At 70.7% G+C, this 16,388-nt stretch carries 16 protein-coding genes and 1 pseudogene; 12 read left to right on the top strand and 5 right to left on the bottom strand.

The window, feature by feature from the left end:
- Nucleotides 1–822 carry a TetR/AcrR family transcriptional regulator gene (locus LO772_RS18750; protein ID WP_231773174.1) on the bottom strand — a complete coding sequence of 274 codons (822 nt, stop codon included), beginning with the start codon at nucleotides 820–822 and terminating at the stop codon, nucleotides 1–3.
- Between the two features lie 183 nt (nucleotides 823–1,005).
- Between LO772_RS18750 and LO772_RS18755 the strand changes: the two genes are divergently transcribed.
- Nucleotides 1,006–2,223 carry a CaiB/BaiF CoA transferase family protein gene (locus tag LO772_RS18755; RefSeq protein WP_231773175.1) on the top strand — a complete coding sequence of 406 codons (1,218 nt, stop codon included), beginning with the start codon at nucleotides 1,006–1,008 and terminating at the stop codon, nucleotides 2,221–2,223.
- 82 nt (nucleotides 2,224–2,305) lie between these two features.
- Here LO772_RS18755 and LO772_RS18760 read toward each other — a convergent pair whose 3' ends face one another.
- The 3 genes and pseudogenes from LO772_RS18760 to LO772_RS35865 form a co-directional block, all read right to left on the bottom strand.
- Nucleotides 2,306–3,100, bottom strand: a complete 795-nt coding sequence (locus LO772_RS18760) for an SDR family NAD(P)-dependent oxidoreductase (RefSeq protein ID WP_231773176.1) — start codon at nucleotides 3,098–3,100, stop codon at nucleotides 2,306–2,308.
- Entirely contained in the window at nucleotides 3,081–3,494 is a 414-nt protein-coding gene (locus LO772_RS35860; protein WP_269453240.1) for an NAD-binding protein, read from the bottom strand. Before LO772_RS35860 ends, LO772_RS18760 begins: the two co-directional genes overlap by 20 nt.
- Nucleotides 3,477–4,001, bottom strand: a pseudogene (locus tag LO772_RS35865) (NAD(P)-dependent oxidoreductase); the annotation flags it as partial. The pseudogene LO772_RS35865 and the gene LO772_RS35860, both read right to left, overlap by 18 nt.
- 338 nt (nucleotides 4,002–4,339) lie before the next feature.
- Between LO772_RS35865 and LO772_RS18770 the strand changes: the two are divergent.
- The 11 genes from LO772_RS18770 to LO772_RS18820 all read left to right on the top strand — a co-directional run bounded on the left by LO772_RS18770 (nucleotide 4,340) and on the right by LO772_RS18820 (nucleotide 15,315).
- Nucleotides 4,340–5,152: an MHYT domain-containing protein gene (locus LO772_RS18770; RefSeq protein ID WP_231773177.1), complete on the top strand. Its 813-nt coding sequence runs from the start codon at nucleotides 4,340–4,342 to the stop codon at nucleotides 5,150–5,152.
- Nucleotides 5,153–5,738: 586 nt separating this feature from the next.
- Nucleotides 5,739–5,936, top strand: coding sequence for a hypothetical protein (locus LO772_RS18775; RefSeq protein ID WP_231773178.1), 198 nt, complete (start codon nucleotides 5,739–5,741; stop codon nucleotides 5,934–5,936).
- Nucleotides 5,937–5,991: 55 nt separating this feature from the next.
- A complete protein-coding gene (locus tag LO772_RS18780; protein ID WP_231773179.1) occupies nucleotides 5,992–6,621 on the top strand; it encodes a DUF6668 family protein in 630 nt (209 codons plus the stop codon).
- Nucleotides 6,618–6,911 (top strand): hypothetical protein, encoded by a 294-nt coding sequence (locus LO772_RS18785; RefSeq protein ID WP_231773180.1) that lies wholly within the window; start codon nucleotides 6,618–6,620, stop codon nucleotides 6,909–6,911. Before LO772_RS18780 ends, LO772_RS18785 begins: the two co-directional genes overlap by 4 nt.
- Nucleotides 6,912–6,925: 14 nt before the next feature.
- A complete protein-coding gene (locus LO772_RS18790) occupies nucleotides 6,926–7,792 on the top strand; it encodes a hypothetical protein (RefSeq protein ID WP_231773181.1) in 867 nt (288 codons plus the stop codon).
- 90 nt (nucleotides 7,793–7,882) lie between these two features.
- Nucleotides 7,883–9,376 carry an SCO6880 family protein gene (locus LO772_RS18795; RefSeq protein WP_231773182.1) on the top strand — a complete coding sequence of 498 codons (1,494 nt, stop codon included), beginning with the start codon at nucleotides 7,883–7,885 and terminating at the stop codon, nucleotides 9,374–9,376.
- A 278-nt stretch (nucleotides 9,377–9,654) separates the two neighbouring features.
- On the top strand, nucleotides 9,655–10,944 hold the full coding sequence (locus tag LO772_RS18800) for a type IV secretory system conjugative DNA transfer family protein (RefSeq protein WP_231773183.1): 1,290 nt from the start codon (nucleotides 9,655–9,657) through the stop codon (nucleotides 10,942–10,944).
- A gap of 17 nt (nucleotides 10,945–10,961) precedes the next feature.
- On the top strand, nucleotides 10,962–12,227 hold the full coding sequence (locus tag LO772_RS18805; RefSeq protein WP_231773184.1) for a hypothetical protein: 1,266 nt from the start codon (nucleotides 10,962–10,964) through the stop codon (nucleotides 12,225–12,227).
- Nucleotides 12,228–12,253: 26 nt separating this feature from the next.
- Entirely contained in the window at nucleotides 12,254–13,993 is a 1,740-nt protein-coding gene (locus tag LO772_RS18810) for a type IV secretory system conjugative DNA transfer family protein (protein ID WP_231773185.1), read from the top strand.
- Entirely contained in the window at nucleotides 13,990–14,517 is a 528-nt protein-coding gene (locus LO772_RS18815) for a DUF4913 domain-containing protein (RefSeq protein ID WP_231773186.1), read from the top strand. Before LO772_RS18810 ends, LO772_RS18815 begins: the two co-directional genes overlap by 4 nt.
- Before the next feature lie 6 nt (nucleotides 14,518–14,523).
- Complete coding sequence (locus LO772_RS18820) at nucleotides 14,524–15,315, top strand: hypothetical protein (RefSeq protein ID WP_231773187.1); 792 nt, start codon at nucleotides 14,524–14,526, stop codon at nucleotides 15,313–15,315.
- On the opposite strand, the gene LO772_RS18825 is transcribed toward LO772_RS18820, so the two are convergent.
- Complete coding sequence (locus tag LO772_RS18825) at nucleotides 15,299–16,369, bottom strand: hypothetical protein (RefSeq protein WP_231773188.1); 1,071 nt, start codon at nucleotides 16,367–16,369, stop codon at nucleotides 15,299–15,301. The genes LO772_RS18820 and LO772_RS18825 overlap by 17 nt on opposite strands.
- Nucleotides 16,370–16,388: the final 19 nt, after the last annotated feature.

A 16,388-nucleotide genomic window follows, 5' to 3' on the forward strand; every position in this document is an offset into this window, starting at 1 on the left:
TCAGGAGCCGGCCTCGGGGCGGCGGATCAGCGCGGCGATGCCGTCGAGAAGGCGGTTCATGCCGTACGCGAAGACCTCGTCGGCGGGCGCGGACACGTACGCGGCCCCGGCCGCCCGGAGCGCGGTGAACTGTTCGTCGGGAAGACCCGCGAGCAGTTCACCGAAGCCGTCCGTGTGGACGGCGCCCTCGGCGCCGCGCCCGAAGGTGCTGCGCTGGATGTCGGCGACGCCCGCGACGTACTGGATCATCGTGGTCGTCGCGTAGGCCGCCTGCGCGTCGTTCAGCCCCGCGTCGCGGAACATGCCGAGTGCGGCGTCGATGAGGCGCAGCGCGTTCGGCCCGTACCCGGATCGGCTGCGGCCCGCGGAGGCCGGCAGCGGCTGGGCGAGGAGGACGCGGCGGAGTTCGCGCATGAGCGCCTCGACGTTCGCGCGCCAGTCCGGGCCGGTGGGGGCGAGCCGGATGTCGCCCAGGACGTGGTCGGCGATCAGTGCCAGGAGTTCGTCGCGGCTCGCGATGTGCCGGTACAGCGACGCGCTGCTGGTCTCCAGCCGGTCCGCGACGGCTCGTACGGTCAGCGCGTCGACGCCGTCCGCGCGCAGGATGTCCAGCGCCGCGTCGACGATGCGCGTGATCGACAGCCCGCCCGCGCGGGGGCGGCGTTTGCGGGCGCGGGCGGCGCGGTCGGCCCACCAGCGGGCCGAGCCCGGTTCGGCGCCTCCGGCCGGATCCCGTTCGGCGGCGCGGCCCGCGGCCGGCCGGCGCTCCGGCTCGGCGGGCGCCGCGCGTGATTCGTGCTGCACGTCGTCATTGAACACCACCTTGACAGTATGCGAGCAACGCTCGCATACTCCAAGAAAAGCGAGCAGTGCTTGCACAAACGCGGAGCATGTGGCCGCGATCCTCGGGCCGGTGCGTCGGCCGCCTCCGTGCGTTCCCGGCACCCGGGAGCGGCGGGCCCCGGGCGGTGCGTCCGGTCCGCCGTGGAGTGTCGAGGAGGTTCCATGACCGCGGTGATGAGCGGCGTCCGGGTACTCGAAGTCGCCGAACACACCTTTGTCCCCGCCGCGTCGGCGCTGCTCGCCGACTGGGGCGCCGACGTCGTCAAGATCGAGCACGTCGAGCGCGGCGACGCCATGCGCGGCCTCGCCTCGTCCGGCATCGCGGTGGTGCCGGACGACGTGCACGTCCTGTTCGAGCACTCCAACCGGGGCAAGCGCAGCCTCGGCCTGGACCTCACCTCGGAGGAGGGGCACGCGATACTGTGCCGCCTCGCCGCGACCGCCGACGTGTTCCTCACCAACAAACTGCCCAGCGTCCGAACGAAGTTGAGGATCGACGTCGACGACATCCGGGCGCACAACCCGCGGATCGTCTACGTCCGCGGCACCGGCCAGGGCGAGCGCGGCCCCGAGGCCGACCGCGGCGCGTACGACTCCCTGGCGTTCTGGTCCCGCGCGGGGGTGGCCGCCGGGGTGATGCGCCCCGAGTACGGGCACGTCCCCGTCCCGCCGGCGCCCGGTTTCGGCGACTCGATCGGCGCGATGACCATCGCCGGGGGGATCACCGGCGCGCTGTTCCACCGCGAGCGCACGGGCGAGGCCACCACCGTCGACGTCTCGCTGCTCGGCACCGCGATGTGGTCGATGGGCCAGGCGCTCGGACTGTCGCTGCACCTCGGCGTGCCCTGGGCGCCGCCGCCCGCGGAGCGGACGAGCAGCAACCCGCTCAGCCGCAACTACCGGACCAAGGACGGGCGCTGGGTGTCGCTGGCGTGCCTCCAGCCCGGCCGCTACTGGCGGCCCGCGTGCGAGGCGGTCGGCCGGCCCGAGCTGGCCGACGACCCCCGGTTCGCCGACGCGGCCTCGCTGATGGCGAACTGCGGAGAAGCGGTCGCCCTCCTGACCGAGGAGTTCGCGGCGCGTCCGCTCGGCGAATGGCGGGAACGGCTCGCGGACTTCTCCGGCCAATGGGCGGTCGTGCAGGACACCCTGGAGGCCGCGGCGGACCCGCAGACCGTCGCCAACGGCTATGTGCAGCAGTGCGAGACCGCCACCGGGACGCCGTTCCGGCTGGCGTCCGCGCCCGTGCAGTTCGACGGGCAGCCGCCGAAGCCGAAGCGCGCACCGGCGTTCAACGAGCACGGCGACGAGGTGCTCGGCGAACTGGGGCTCGCCACCGAGGAGGTCATCGACCTCAAGATCCGCGGCGTCGTGGCCTGACGGTCGGGGGCGCGGCGGTGCCCGACGCGGCCACCGGGCCGCGGACGGGCACCGCCGCGCCCGTTCGCCGCTTCCCGGCGCGTCACTCCTCGGCCCAACTCCGGCTCATCGCGAGGACCGCGTCGCGGCGCGGCAGCGCGCCGAGCGGCGAGGGCCCGGTCGGGTCGCCGGCGCCGTGGATCCAGGTCGGGCCGTCGCCGAGGTGCCGCAGCGCGGTCTCCGCGACGTCGTCCGGGGTGGCGATGCCGTCGGGCGCCGCGTCGCCCTTCGCCGCGAGCGTCCGGCGCAGGGAGGGGGTGTCGGTCATGCCGAGCACCAGGCTCAGGACGTCCACGTTGTGCCCGCGCCACTCAGCCCACAGGCTCTCGGCGAGGACGAGGTCGAACGCCTTCGTCGCGCCGTACGCGGCCAGCGACGCGCCGCCCGCCCACGCCGCGCCGGAGGTCACCAGCACCACGCCGCCGCGCTCGCGCTCGACCATCGGGCCGCCGAAGCGGTACGCGGCTTCGAGCACGGCACCGCAGTTGCGCCGGACGAGGCTCAAGTGCGTGTCCACGTCCTTGTCCAGGAACGGCACGCTGATGTCGTCGGCCCCGGCGTTGTAGACGAAGAGCCCGACCTCGACATCGGCGGTCGCGTCGACGAGCCTCGCGACGGCGTCCGAGGCGCTGAGGTCGAGCGCGACGGTCCTGACGTCCACGCCGTGCTCGGCGCGTATCTCGTCGGCGCACGCCTCCAGCACCGGTACGCGGCGCGCCACCAGCACGACGTTGATCCCCGCGGCGGCGATGCGGTGCGCGAACGCGGCGCCCACCCCGTCGGATCCGCCGGCGACGACGCCCCACGGCCCGTACTTGTCAGCGAGCTTCGCGGTCATCCCGCACCCCTTCGTTGTCGGTGCGTCCGAGCACCTTCTCCTCGACGGCGCGCGAGGACAGCACCGTTCCGATGATCCCGAGGTCGGCTCCCGCGTTCCGGGCGACCTCGCGTACGACGTCCACGTCCTTGGACATCAGCGCCCCCAGCCGGCCCGCGACCGCGTCGACGGATCCGCCGTTGCCGACGACCCCGAGCGCGCGGCTCGCCCCGCTGCCGTGCGGCAGGGCGGCCAGGATCGCGGACTCCTCGATGCCCACCGATCCCGCGAGGCGTACCGCGTCGATCGCCAGGCCCACCTGGGCGACGAAGAGCGCGTTGTTGACGAGCTTGACCCGCTGGCCGTTGCCGGCGGGGCCGACGAGGAGGATCGGCGAGGCGTACGCCCCGAGCACCGGCCGTACCGCGTCCAGGTCGGCTTCGTCGCCGCCGACCCACAGCGTCAGCCGGCCCGCGGCGATGTCGTGCGGCCCGCCCGACAGCGCGGCGTCGAGCACCGCGACCCCGTGCTCCGCCGCCGTCTCGGCGAGCAGGCGCGCCGTCTCGGGATCGGAGGTGGTGTGCTGGACGAGTGTCGCCCCCGGCTCCATGGCCGCCAGGGCGCCGTCCGGGCCGAGGCATACGGACCGCACCTGTGCGTCGGTCAGCACGGTGACGACCACGACGTCGGCGCCGCGCACCGTCGCCGCGACCGTCTCGGCCACGGACGCCCCGAGGGATTCCACCTCCGCACGGGCCTCCGGCCGGCGCACCAGGACGGTCACGTCGTGCCCGGCGGCCACCAGCCGATCGACCATCGGCCTGCCCATGCGCCCCGGCCCGACGAATCCGATCTTCACTCTTCCTCCAGCCCTGTGCGCCCGTGACCGGAACTGTAACCAGCCCCGGTCATTTATAGAAGACTGTCTCCTGAAATAAGACCGACCAGGGACGACGCCCTCGACGGCGGCCGGCGCGAGGCCGGCCCGCGCGAGGGAGGAGCAGCCCGCGAAGTCATCTTCTGATCATTTGAGTTCGATTCAGACAACTTCCCGGTGGGTTTTTGTCGCCATGCCACGCGCTGGCGTACGGTCGATCACTCGGTGACCACATCTTGCGGGCGGGCCTCTCGTCGCCTGCCGCATCCCGCCTGACTACCAGCGCTGTATCGAAGCAATTTGATCGCGACTTGTCACAGTCTTCCCGGAAGGAGGCCGTGTGCTCCGGTTCGCCCCCGGCGAGCGGCACACGGCACAGCACGATGGATCACTTCACGTACGGCCCCGTCAATCCTCTTGTCGCCTACGCGCTTTCGTGTATCGGCGCGTGCCTGGCCCTCCAGTGCTCGGCCCGCGCCGCGGCGAGCCAGGGGCGGACCCGCCTCGGCTGGCTGACGGCCGCCGCCCTCGCCCTGGGCGGGACCGGCATCTGGGTCATGCACTTCGTCGCGATGCTCGGGTTCACCATCGAGGGATCGACGATCCGCTACGACGTCCCCATGACGCTCGCGAGCCTCGTCCTCGCGGTGGTCGTGGTCGAGATCGGCCTCGCCCTGGCGATCAGGGGGCGGGGACGGGCGGTTCCGCTCATCGTCGGCGGCCTCATCACCGGCCTGGGCGTCGCCGGGATGCACTACCTCGGCATGGCCGCGATGCACACGGACGCGACGATCCACTACAACCCGGTCCTCGTGGTCGTCTCCCTGGTCATCGCCGTCGTCGCCGCGACCGCGGCGCTGTGGGCCGGCCTGCACGTCCGCGGGCGGTGGGCGATCGCCGGCGCGGTCCCGATCATGGGCCTCGCCGTCAGCGGCATGCACTACACGGGCATGGCCGCGATGATCCACGACACGGACCACACCGCCTCCAACACCGCCACCCACGGCGCCGAGGCCGCGTCCCTCCTCGCCCCCCTCGTCACGGGCATCTCCCTCGTGACCTTCGTCCTCCTCTTCGTCGTCACGGTCTGGCCCAGCGTCGACGACATGCGCGAGGAAGCCGACTACAACAAACGCATGGCCCGCGTGAGGTCCCGTCAGGTGGCCGGCCACAACGAGGACTTCGCGGCGTCCTGACGCGGCCGGGGCCGAGACACGTGCGGTCGGCCCTGCGCGCGGGCCGCGCGACGTGGCGGATCCCCCGCCCAAAAGGGATCACCGTACGCCCCGGCTCCGGACGGCGTACGCGTTCCGCCGCTGCCGCCCCACCACGGTCGCCCGCGGCCGGCCACGATCGCGCCGAGTTGCGGCAACTCGTCCGCCGTGAGGCCGAGTGCCTTCCCGCGCCGCAGTGCCACCGCTCGGTGCGGACCGGGACCGTCGGCACGACATGGCCGCAAATCCCGACGAGAACACGGAGTTGGCCATGCGCGTCACGGCCACGGTGTCCTCGCTCCTGTGTGTCACGCCGCCGTTTGAGGTCGTTCCGGCGTCCACCACCCGCGGCGGGCGCCGGTGAGCATGTCCGATACGCGCCAACGGTTCGGCTGGCGGAAGTCGGATAGTTCGCGCCCGTCCCGGTGTCTAGTTTGAGTTCCGGAATGTGGAATCGACGTGGGCGCGGAGATCCCCACGGAACGACCGGGCGAGGAGTTGCGAGGTGAGGGCTGGTCTCCTGGCGGATGCGTACGAGGATGAATACAAAGAGCCCCTCATCGAATTGATGAACTATTCGCTCTGGATCACCTTGGCGATTTGCGGGATCGGCGTCGTCATCGTCGCCGGCAAGATCGTCATGGGCTACCTGGACGGGCAGTCTCCGCAACGTGAGGCGTTCGGGCTGCTCTGGGTCCTGGGCGGGTGCCTTTTGGCTTTGTCGGCGACCGGTATCGCGTCGACGCTCATTTTCGACGTCCTGTGAACCGCCGGATATCGCCGCGGTCTCGGCCGCCCGGCAAAGGAACGACGGGGGAGGTATGAACCGGCAGCAAGAGCCTTTGGAACGGAACCCGTGGGTTCCCGAGCCGGCTGCCCCCCGCCCGGTGGCGTACGCGGACCGACCGCCGTCGTACGTCCGCCTCGGGCCGACCGCGCCGCACCGTGGGCTTGACCCGCCGAGCCGCGGAGGCCTTCCGCTCTGGACGCCGAACGAACTGCCGGCGGCACCGTGGTGGTGGGTCGGCTGCCACGGCGGAGCCGGCACGACGACGCTCAGCCAGGCGGTGGGCATCGGGGCCGACTCCGGCATCCGCGCCTGGCCCGTCCGACCCGACAGCCGCACCACCCACGTCGTCATCGTCGCGCGGACCCACGCGCGCGGGCTGATCGCGGCGCAGACGGTCGCTCGCCAATGGGCGGCGGGGCACGCGACAGGTGTCGTGTTGCTGGGACTGGTCGCAGTCGCCGACGCCCCGGGGCGGCTGCCCAAGGACCTGCGGGACTCGCTCCGGTTCGTGGCCGGCGGCGTCCCGCGGCTGTGGCGCATTCCCTGGGTCGAGGGCTGGCGGTCCGCCGCTCCCGGCAACGGCGTGCCTGGCGGCAGGGAGACGGTCCGCTTGGCGGCCGACTTGTCAGGTCTGGTTTCTGCAAGGCAGGAGACACCATGAAAACAGGGCTTGTTCGGCTCATCCTCGCCGAGGACAAGATCCCGGAAGGAAACCCGGATAAGCCGCCGGGGCGAATCGGCGAAGGCGTGAACACGCTGATGAACTGGGGCTCGTGGATCGTCATGGCGGTCTGCGGTCTCGCCGTGCTGGTGGCCGCCGGCCGCATGGCCATGGCGCACAAGAGCGGTGCCGACGGCGGGCAGCACATTGTCGGGCTCGCGTGGATCGTCGTCGCCGCGACCCTGGCCGGCAGCGGAGCCGCGATCGTCAACACCTTCATCGATGGCTGAGTGAGGGTGAGGCGTTGGCACTGTTGCGTCGTCGCTCCCGCGAGGGTGACCGGCTCGGAGAGCAAAGCCCCTTCACCGAAAAGGGATTCATCGCGTCCGCGGCGATCGTCGGACTGGTGGTGGTGGCCGCCGTCGTCACCCTGATGGCGGATCCGTCGGACCCGACCGCCGCGTCGTCCGGTGCGACGTCCGCCGCGCCGTCGACCGCCGGTGAAACGAACCCCACGACCGGTTCCGCGCCGTCGGCCGCCGACCGGGAACCGGGCATTCCGACCGCGCTGCGGCCGGACGGCACCTGCGCGCCACCCGCCTCGTCGGGAACCGAACCGCCGGTGTCGCCGCCCCAGGACACGCGGTGGCAGGACCTGGACGGCTACCTTGTCCCCGTCTCGGCCTCAGTCGGCCCGGCGGCGATCGACGGCCTCATCGCACGGTGCTACGCCCGCACCCCGATGGGTGCGGTCTTCGCCGCGCTGAACGGCAGTTGGCGCTATCAGCGGACCTCGGACTGGGGTGCGGCGGCGCAGCACCTCCTGGCGCCCGGGCCGGGGCGTGACGCGTACATCCGGCAGCGGTCCGCGGCCACCGGGCCCAACGCGCGCCCCCAACCGATCCCCACCGGGGACGACGTGCCGCAGCCGCGAGGATTCCGGGTCCTGGACCAAAGCCTCGACCGTGTCCGGGTCGACATCGTGCGGGAGCCGTTCGAGGGGGGACCGTCGACCCACACGGAGTGGACCGTCGTGTGGGTCGACGGCGACTGGCGCCTCGAACTGCCGGCGAACGGCGAGCCGCCGCCGAGCGCCCCCGTGAATCCCGGCGAACCCTACGTGGCCTGGGACCCCGCATCGCTGTTCAAGGTGGTGGACGAGCCGGCATGACACCCGAGGCGACGGCACCGGGCGCGGACCCCGGCGCGCCGACGACGCGAGAAACCCCCGTGACCCAAAGGCACCGAGGAGCACCGGCGTATGGAGTCCGTGAGGCCGAAGCCGAGGACGTACGGGAACTGGCGCAAGCCCACTTCGCCCGGAGTACTCGGGCTCGGCCTGGCCCCCACCGTCGGGTTGCTCGCCGGGCTCATCGTCGTGATCTTCAGCCTGCTCATCTCGCTGCTTCTCGCGCTCCTGGTCGTCGTCGTCATGTGCGCCGCCCTGGGACCGCTGATGATGCGCGACCGGCACGGCCGCAGCGGCATGCAATGGATCTCCGCACGGATGGCGTGGACGATGGCTAAAGCGCGCGGGCAGCACCTGTACCGTTCGGGCCCGATCGGGCGTACCCCACCGGGGACATGCCAATTGCCGGGGCTTGCCGCGAAGACTCGGCTCTACGAGGCGTTCGACGCCTACCAGCGGCCCTTCGGTCTGCTGCACATCCGGTCGGTGGACGACTACACCGCGGTCCTCCAGTGCGACGCCGACGGGGCCGCACTGGTCGACGACGACCAGATCGACACATGGGTGGCGTACTGGGGCCAGTGGCTCAGCACCCTCGGCAGCGAACCCGGCCTCGTCGCCGCCTCGATCACGGTCGAGACGGCACCCGACACCGGGGAGCGGCTGCGCGACGAGATCAACGCCAACATGCGCGCCGACGCCCCCGAGCTGGCCCGCAAGGTGCTGACCAAGGTCATGCACGACTATCCCGAGGGAGCCGCGCGCGTCACGACCCGGATCGCGCTGACTTTCGAAGGACGCGCGCCGGCCGGGAAGCGGCGTACGGCGGGGGAGATGGCCACCGAGATCGGCACCCGGCTGCCGGCGCTGTCGTCCGGGCTCTCGATGACCGGCGCCGGAACGGCCGTGCCCATGCGCGCGTCCCAAATAGCCGCCGCCGTGCGGGTGGCCTATGACCCCACGGTCGCCGTCCTGGTGGACCGGGCGCGGGCCGAGGGCGGACCCGGGCTGCGGTGGAGCGAGGCGGGGCCGTTCGCGGCCCAGGAGTCGTGGGGCCACTACCGGCACGACGGCGCCTACTCCGTCACCTGGGCGATGTCGGACGCGCCGCGCGGCGAGGTCTTCGCGACGGTCCTGCAACGACTGCTCTCCCCGCATGACGACATCCTGCGCAAGCGCGTCACGATCCTCTACCGCGCGCACGACCCGGGGACGGCCGCGCGCATCGTCGAACGGGACATCAAGGACGCGCGGTTCAAGGCCAACCAGGCGAAGAAGGCCTCCGCACGCGATTCGGTGGCCCTGACGGCGGCCGAACAGACCGCCCTCGAAGAGGCGACCGGAGCCGGGTTGCTGCGGTTCGGCATGCTGGTCACCGCCACCGTGGACCACCACGACAAGCTCGAACTGGCGGCGTCCGCGGTGGACAATCTGTCGGCCTCCGCCCGGCTTGTCCTACGCCGCGCCTATGGCGCGCAGGCGTCCTCGTTCGCCGCCGCACTTCCGCTCGGCCTGGTCCTGCCGCGACATGTGCGGGTTCCGCAAGTGCTTCGGGATTCCCTGTGACGTCCGGGGGGCGGGTACGCGGAACGGCCGTGTGGGAGGGCGTCTCGCCGCGTGAGGGGGCGGGGGCGCCGACAGCCGGGCGGTCGTGGTTCGCTCGGCTGACGGGAAGGCGCGAACCGGGCGCGGACACGCGGGTCGCCCCGGCGGAACCCGGCCTTCGCGGCTGGGACGGGTGGGGCGCCGGATCGGTCGGCTACGTCGACGCGGCGCCGGAGTGGCGCGGAACCTCCGTACAGGTGTGCGGCCTGTGGCCCTTCTCCGTGGGGACCGGGACGCCGATGGCGGGGGTCCCTTTGGGACGGTCGCTGATCGGCGGCGCCACCTTGTGCTGCGACCCGATCAGCTGGTTCCAGCGCGCCAAACTCATCCTGAACCCCAGCGAGTTCGTCCTGGGGAAGCCGGGACTGGGCAAGTCCACCGTGGTGCGGCGCCAGGCGCTGGGCCTGGCGGGATACGGCGTGAACCCCGTCGTCTTCGGGGACCTCAAACCCGACTACGTCGATCTCATCCGGGCTCTGGGAGGGCAGGTCATCACGCTCGGACGGGGCCGGGGCTTCCTCAACGTCCTCGACCCGGGCGAGGTGACCGCCACGGCCGCCCGACTGACCGGTGAGGACCGTCGGGCGCTGCTCGCGGACGCGCACGGCCGCCGGGTCAACACCGTCGCCTCGCTGATCACGGTGCTGCGCCGGGTACCGCCGTCCGACCGCGAGGAGACCATACTCAACGCCGCGTTGGCCGTGCTGGACGCGCGGCACCGAGGCGTCCCGGTACTCGCCGACCTGCTGAAACTCATCCAGGAGGCTCCGGAGGAACTGCGGGCGGTGGCCCTGGACCGCGGTGAACTGACCAAGTACCGCGAGATCACCGAGCATTTGGAGTCGTCGCTGATCGGTCTGCTCGGACGCGGGCGGCTCGGCGAGATGTTCTCCCAGTCGACCTCGGAACCCATGCGCCACGACATGCCGGTGTGCTTCGACGTGAGCAGCATCGACGACGCGGACTCGCAGATGCAGGCCGCCGCGCTGCTCTCGTGCTGGAGCTACGGCTTCGGCACGATCGCCTGCGCCCAGGCTCTGGCGGACGCCGGACTTGAGCCGCAACGCCGGTACTTCGTGATCCTCGACGAGCTGTGGCGCGTGCTGCGCGCCGGTCGCGGCCTGGTCGACCGCATCGACGCGCTGACGCGGCTGAACCGCCAGCGCGGCGTGGGGATGGCGATGATCACGCACACGATGTCCGACCTGCTCGCCCTGCCTTCGGAAGAGGACCGGATGAAGGCCAAGGGATTCGTGGAACGCGCCGGGATGGTCGTCTGCGGCGGATTGCCGGCCGCGGAAATGCCGCAGCTCACCCAGGTTGTGGCGATGACGGAGGCGGAACAGCACATGATCGAGGACTGGTCGACCCCGCCGAGCTGGGACTCGGAATCGGGGGAGGAGGCGCCGCCGCCGGGGCTCGGCAATTTCATCATCAAGGTGGGCGGACGGCCCGGGATACCGGTGCACGTCGATCTCACCGAGTACGAGGAGAACATCAATGACACGAACAGGCGGTGGACCCGGTGAGCAGTTGCCCCCCGCCGGTGGCCGATACCGATATGCCGCCGTTTGTCGCGAATATGGCGGGCACCCACAGCCAGGTCGTCCCGTGGTGGTGGCAGCATTTGCCGGACGAAACCGATCCCAAGCTCAAACTCATGTGGGAACAGAACTGTACGGACGATCTCGTCTTCTATGCCGACGGCGACCACAAGGGCGAGAGCGTCGCGGACGCCGGATATGTGGGAGGGTTTCAACACAAAGTCGAGTGCAGAATCCCGGAGGGCGAATGGAAGGATAAATGGGATTCCATCGCGGAAACCATCAGGAACGGAGCCTCCGCCAATCCGCACAAATTCATCTCGAATCCCATCGAGTGGACGCGGTTCGAGCTCAGTGATCTGATCCAGAACTCCGTGCACTGGTGGCTGGAGGTCGACGACCCCTTCGATGAGCACGGAAAGTTCGGTCCCTATGTGACCGACCACGGGAATCCCGCCGAAGGCCCCGACACCTGGAGGATCCAAGACAACCTGACGCAGAGCACGCTGTTCCTCGTCGGCGTCGTCGCCGTCATCTCGATGCTGTTCGTCGCCGGGCGCATGGCCCTGCGGCGCGATGCCCAGCCGGCCCGCGACATGGTGCGGGCCATCGTCACCCTGGTGATCGTCACGGCGGTCGGCTTCACGTTCATCACCGTGCTGCTCCGCGCCGGCGACAAGTTCAGCAGGTACTTCGTCGTCAAATCACTCGCCGGGCACAGTACGGTCGTCGAAGGAAATTCCGACAACTATCCTTGCGATGTCCTCGCGGACAAGATCAAATCGATTCCCGCGCAGTTCGTCGATATGAACTTCTTTCTGTTCCTGCTGTGTGCGATATTTCTCCTCGTCGGCTCGCTGGTCCTGTACATCTATATGCTGGCGAGAGTCTTCGTCATCACCCTGCTCACCGGACTCATGCCCTTGGCGGCGGCCAGTACGGCCACCCAGTCGGGAAAGGAGTGGTTCGGTAAACAGGTGTCCTATCTGATGGCGTTTATTTTGATCAAGCCCGCGGCCACGGTCGTCTTCGTGGTCTCCCTGCGCCTGTCGTCGGGAAGCTCCGCGGACGATTCCGCGATCGAACAGCTCACCTCGGTCCTCTTCCTGTTCCTGGGGACGGTGCTGCTGCCCGCGATGACGCGGCTCGCGTTCCCGTTCACCTCGGCGGCGGCGCAAGGGGAAAAGGGAGCCGCGGCCCTCGCGACCGCCCCCGTGGCGATGGGAGCGAAGGTCGTGAAAAGCGGAATCTCGTCGCTCCGGCGCTAGAACCACGTTTGGGAGGGGAGTGGGCGATGAGCGCGGTCAACCGCCATCGGGGTCCGGATATCCACGTCGAGGCGTTGGTCATCTTCTCCATTCTGATCGGCCTGTTCACCATCGGCGGGCTGATCACGGCGGCGGCGGCGATCGGTGCGGCGCGCACCGGCGCCGAAGCCCCACCCAAGTTCCCCCCGGTCACCCTCCTGCACCTCGCCCTCGGCAAGTACGCCTGGCCGGGCCGACCGGCGACACTCGCGCTGACGGCGATGATCTGTGGGCTGGTGCTGCTCGCGTTGCTGGTGATGTACGCCAGGAAGGGTCGGCCCGAGCGCATCGATCGCGCGTGCCGCTACCTTGCCGCGCCCGTCGAACTCCAACCCATGACGACGCACGGGGTGTTGGCGACGGCGCGCAAGCTGATGGTTCCGGAATCCGCCCCTCCCGGGATCTACATAGGCCGGACCGTCCGGGAAAAGGCGGACCTCTGGGGTTCCTGGGAGGACATGCACGTCGACATCTGGGGTCCCCGTACCGGAAAGACCGCCACCCGCGCGATTCCCAACATCGTGGCCGCGCCCGGGTGCGTCGTCGTCACGTCCAACAAGCGCGATGTCGTGGACCACACCCGGGGCGTCCGTGAACAGGCCGGACACGTATGGATATTCGATCCGCAGAATCAGGCCGGCGGCAAACCGGTGTTCTGGTGGGATCCACTCAGCTACGTGGGCACCAGCATCGTCAAGGCCGTCAAGCTCGCCGCTCGGTTCAGCACGATCAACCGGCAGTCGCACCAGCGCAGCGACGCGTACTTCGAGCCGGCCGCCCAGGACTTGTTCGCCAACCTGCTGCTGGCCGCCTCGATCACCGGAAAACCGATCACGCAGGTGTACGAGTGGCTGACCCGCCCCACCGACGACACCCCGGTACGCATTCTCCGGGACGGCGGGCACCGGCTGCCCGCGAAGTCGGTCGCGTCGGTGATCACGGCTCCCGACCGGCAGCGGGCGGGCGTCTATGGAACGGCCATTCAGCTGGCGTCCTTCCTGGTCGCCGACAACATCAACGAATGGGTCACCCCGGGAAGCGATCCGACACGGCCGCGATTCGACGTCATCGGGTTCCTGAAGAGTTCGGACACGCTCTACCTGCTCTCCGAGGAGACCAACAAAGTCGCCGCGCCGTTGGTGCTGGCGCTCACCACGATCCTGGCCGAGGAGGCCGAGAACATCGCCCGCGATTCGCCCGGCGGGCGTCTGCCCGTCCCGGCGCTGTTCGTTCTCGACGAGGCGGCCAACGTCTGCCCCTGGAAGGCGCTTCCCGACAAGTACACCCACTTCGGATCGCGCGGTGTGATCGTCATGCTGATCCTCCAGTCCTGGGCCCAAGGTGTGGCCGTCTGGGGCGATACGGGTATGGCCAAGCTGTGGGGGTCGGCGAACGTTCGCGTCTACGGAGGCGGGGTGTCCGATGTGAAATTCCTCGACGACCTGTCCAAATCGAGCGGCGTCTTCGAACCACGCACCGGCACCATGAGTGTGAAGTGGGGCGACCACCGGTCCTTCGGTGTCGGGTCACGGTCCGAATCCGTGCTGGACTCCTCGGACTTGATGGCCATGCCGCGCGGGCGTGCCTTCGTTCAACTGAGCGGCGCGCGTCCGACGCTGGTCCGCACGGTGCCGTGGTGGGAGGGGCCGTACGCGTCCGTCATCCGCGCGTCGTTGGCCCGCTACGAGCCGCGCCCCACGATCACCCTGGTCAAGGAGCCCGCATGACCCGCCCCGTGCACGAAGACCCGTGGGGCCAGGGGATCTACGCCGCGCAGCCGACGCCGCGGGCGTCGGCCGCGACCCCGCCCGCGGCGCCCGCACCTCCGGTACTCCCGGCAGGGCAACGCGACGGAACCGTGTCGGCGACCCGACTGTTCGATTCCGTCGAGCAGTTCGTGCACGAGTACCTGGCACGGATCATCTGCCGTCGACTCGGCCAGGGCACGGCGATGTGGTGCCCGGAGTGGTGGCGGCACGACGAGGCGGTGATTCGCTTCGACTGCCTGTGGCGGGCGTTCGAGTTCTTCGTCACCGATACGGAGACCGGCGTCTCCACATGGTGGCTCCATCACGCCGACCCGCACTTGCGCGCGCTGCTCGATCCCGACTACGGGCCGTTCGCGCTGTGTGATCCCGAGGACGGCCATGCCACGTATCCGATCGGGCCGTTGCCGGTCCGGGAAGCCCCCGCGGAGACGTGGGACAACCCGCTTCTCCGCGTCACGTCGCGCCGACACGCGTGGGAGTGACGCATCGTGGCGGACGGCGAGGGAGTGGTCGACGGGATCGTCGACATCACCGCGGCGGGGGTGGACAGGGTCGCGGACCTGGCCGGCGATGCGACGGTGCAGGCCTTCGGGATCGCCGGTGACGTGGGAAAACAGCTCGCGAGGCTGCCGGCCAAGGTCGTCACCCACAAGCTGACGCGGACTGTTGCCCTCGGGGGCGCCGGCGTCGCGGCGGGGGTCGCGGTCACCAAGGGCGTCGCGTCGAGTGCGAGCGTCATGGTGGCACCCAAGGCCCTGGTGGCGGGTGCCGGCCTCGTGGGGCTGGGCGTTGTGGCGAAAAAGTACATGAACCACCGTGCGGACCTCGCCAAGATCTCCGCCGACCCCGACCTGTCGACGCTGCGTTCCGAACGCCGCTCCGCACGGCCTTACGAGCGGCAGGCCCAAAGTGCGGAGAACCAGGCGGCGAGGGCGGAATCGCGACGAGCACGTGCCGAACGCCGCTTTGTCCGGCGCGCACAGCGGATCCATCCCACGGCCGAGTCCTACGACACCACCCCGAGCGATGTCAGGATCGCGCTCAAGTTGAAGGACCGTCGGGCCAAGAAGGCGTTCCGCAGAATGGGGCAGCAGGCCGCGCTCGCGGGGAGCCGGGAGGTCCGGGCGCGACAGGCCCGCGACGCGGCGACACCCCACCAGGTCAGGGCCGCCGCCGCACGCGAACAGGCGCTCGCGAAGCCACCGGAGACCATGCCGCGCGGGCGTTTGGCCTTGCGATCCCTCGGGCTGAGCAAGGGCTTGCTCAAGGGGCCGACGTAGCGCCGTCGTCCCACGGCGTCCTCGGCGCTTTCGCGGGGCCGGGGGCCTCACCGTTCCGCGGCGGAGCCGGGTCGCCGACGGGTGTTCGGGCTTCCAGCAGGCGACGGGCGGAGCGCGCCTGGGGACTGTCGGCGCCCCACCCGGTCGTCCGCAGGGCGACGATGCGTTCTCCGATCCGACGGCTGTCCGCCCCGTCCCCGGCGCGCGTCCAACAGAAGTGCGCGTTGTCCGCCAGTTGTGCCCCGCGCTCATCGACCGTTCCCGTGGCGCCGACACGGGGCAGCGCGAGCCCCGCGTACATGCGTGCGGCCCGCACGGGGTCCCCGGCGACGAACGTGGCATAGGCGAGTACTTCGCCGGCGGCGTGCGTCGCGGGGTCATCGCGGCCCCGCTGTTCGGTGAACCGGTCCACGAGGAGCTGGGCCCGGCTGCGCGCGGCGGCGAACCGTCCGAGGCGCAACTCGTCGAGGATGCGGCCCAGCGCGTCGCGGGTTTCGGCGTCGGGCTCGGGGACGTCCGCGGGCGGGACGTGCGCGACGGAAGTCCCGGGAGTCTCGGGAGACTTCCCGATGGTCGCCGCGTACGTGGCCGCGAGCGTCTCCGGTCCCGGGGGGCCGTCGGGAGCCGGGGGCGGTGGCGACAGCCGGGGTTGCTCGGATGCCGTCTCGGGAGCAGCGTGGCCGGAGGCTGAGAGCGGTGAGGGTGCTTGCTCGGAACGCTGCCGGGCGGAGGGACGGCGCAGCACTCCGCCGCGGAATCCGCGTCGCTTGGCGATGGGGGGAGGACGGCGGGCCGGGCCCGCCGCCACGGCCCGGCCGTCGGGAGTGATGATGAGCGGCCATGTGGTGCCATCGGGTTCGCGGGCCTCCGCGCGCACCGGGCGGCCGATCAGCGAGGCCGTGGCCGCGACGGCCGCTACCGCGGTCTCGCGAGGGTCGGCGCCGGGAGGGACGGCGACGTTGTCGCCGTCGACGCGGATGTGCTCGTCGGTCAGCAACTCCATGACGACCACGGGCCAGACCGGGACGTCGGAAGGGTCGATCTCCGTGGACATGGCCGTATCCCTCTGTTCA

This window comes from Yinghuangia sp. ASG 101, from assembly GCF_021165735.1.
Classification (GTDB): domain Bacteria; phylum Actinomycetota; class Actinomycetes; order Streptomycetales; family Streptomycetaceae; genus Yinghuangia.

Coding starts and splice junctions, on each gene's coding strand:
- LO772_RS18755 (WP_231773175.1), top strand. CDS start 1,006: ATGACCGCGGTGATGAGCGGCGTCCGGGTACTCGAAGTCGCCGAACAC.
- LO772_RS18760 (WP_231773176.1), bottom strand. CDS start 3,100: ATGACCGCGAAGCTCGCTGACAAGTACGGGCCGTGGGGCGTCGTCGCC.
- LO772_RS18770 (WP_231773177.1), top strand. CDS start 4,340: ATGGATCACTTCACGTACGGCCCCGTCAATCCTCTTGTCGCCTACGCG.
- LO772_RS18775 (WP_231773178.1), top strand. CDS start 5,739: ATGAACTATTCGCTCTGGATCACCTTGGCGATTTGCGGGATCGGCGTC.
- LO772_RS18780 (WP_231773179.1), top strand. CDS start 5,992: ATGAACCGGCAGCAAGAGCCTTTGGAACGGAACCCGTGGGTTCCCGAG.
- LO772_RS18785 (WP_231773180.1), top strand. CDS start 6,618: ATGAAAACAGGGCTTGTTCGGCTCATCCTCGCCGAGGACAAGATCCCG.
- LO772_RS18795 (WP_231773182.1), top strand. CDS start 7,883: ATGGAGTCCGTGAGGCCGAAGCCGAGGACGTACGGGAACTGGCGCAAG.
- LO772_RS18800 (WP_231773183.1), top strand. CDS start 9,655: ATGGCGGGGGTCCCTTTGGGACGGTCGCTGATCGGCGGCGCCACCTTG.
- LO772_RS18810 (WP_231773185.1), top strand. CDS start 12,254: ATGAGCGCGGTCAACCGCCATCGGGGTCCGGATATCCACGTCGAGGCG.
- LO772_RS18815 (WP_231773186.1), top strand. CDS start 13,990: ATGACCCGCCCCGTGCACGAAGACCCGTGGGGCCAGGGGATCTACGCC.
- LO772_RS18825 (WP_231773188.1), bottom strand. CDS start 16,369: ATGTCCACGGAGATCGACCCTTCCGACGTCCCGGTCTGGCCCGTGGTC.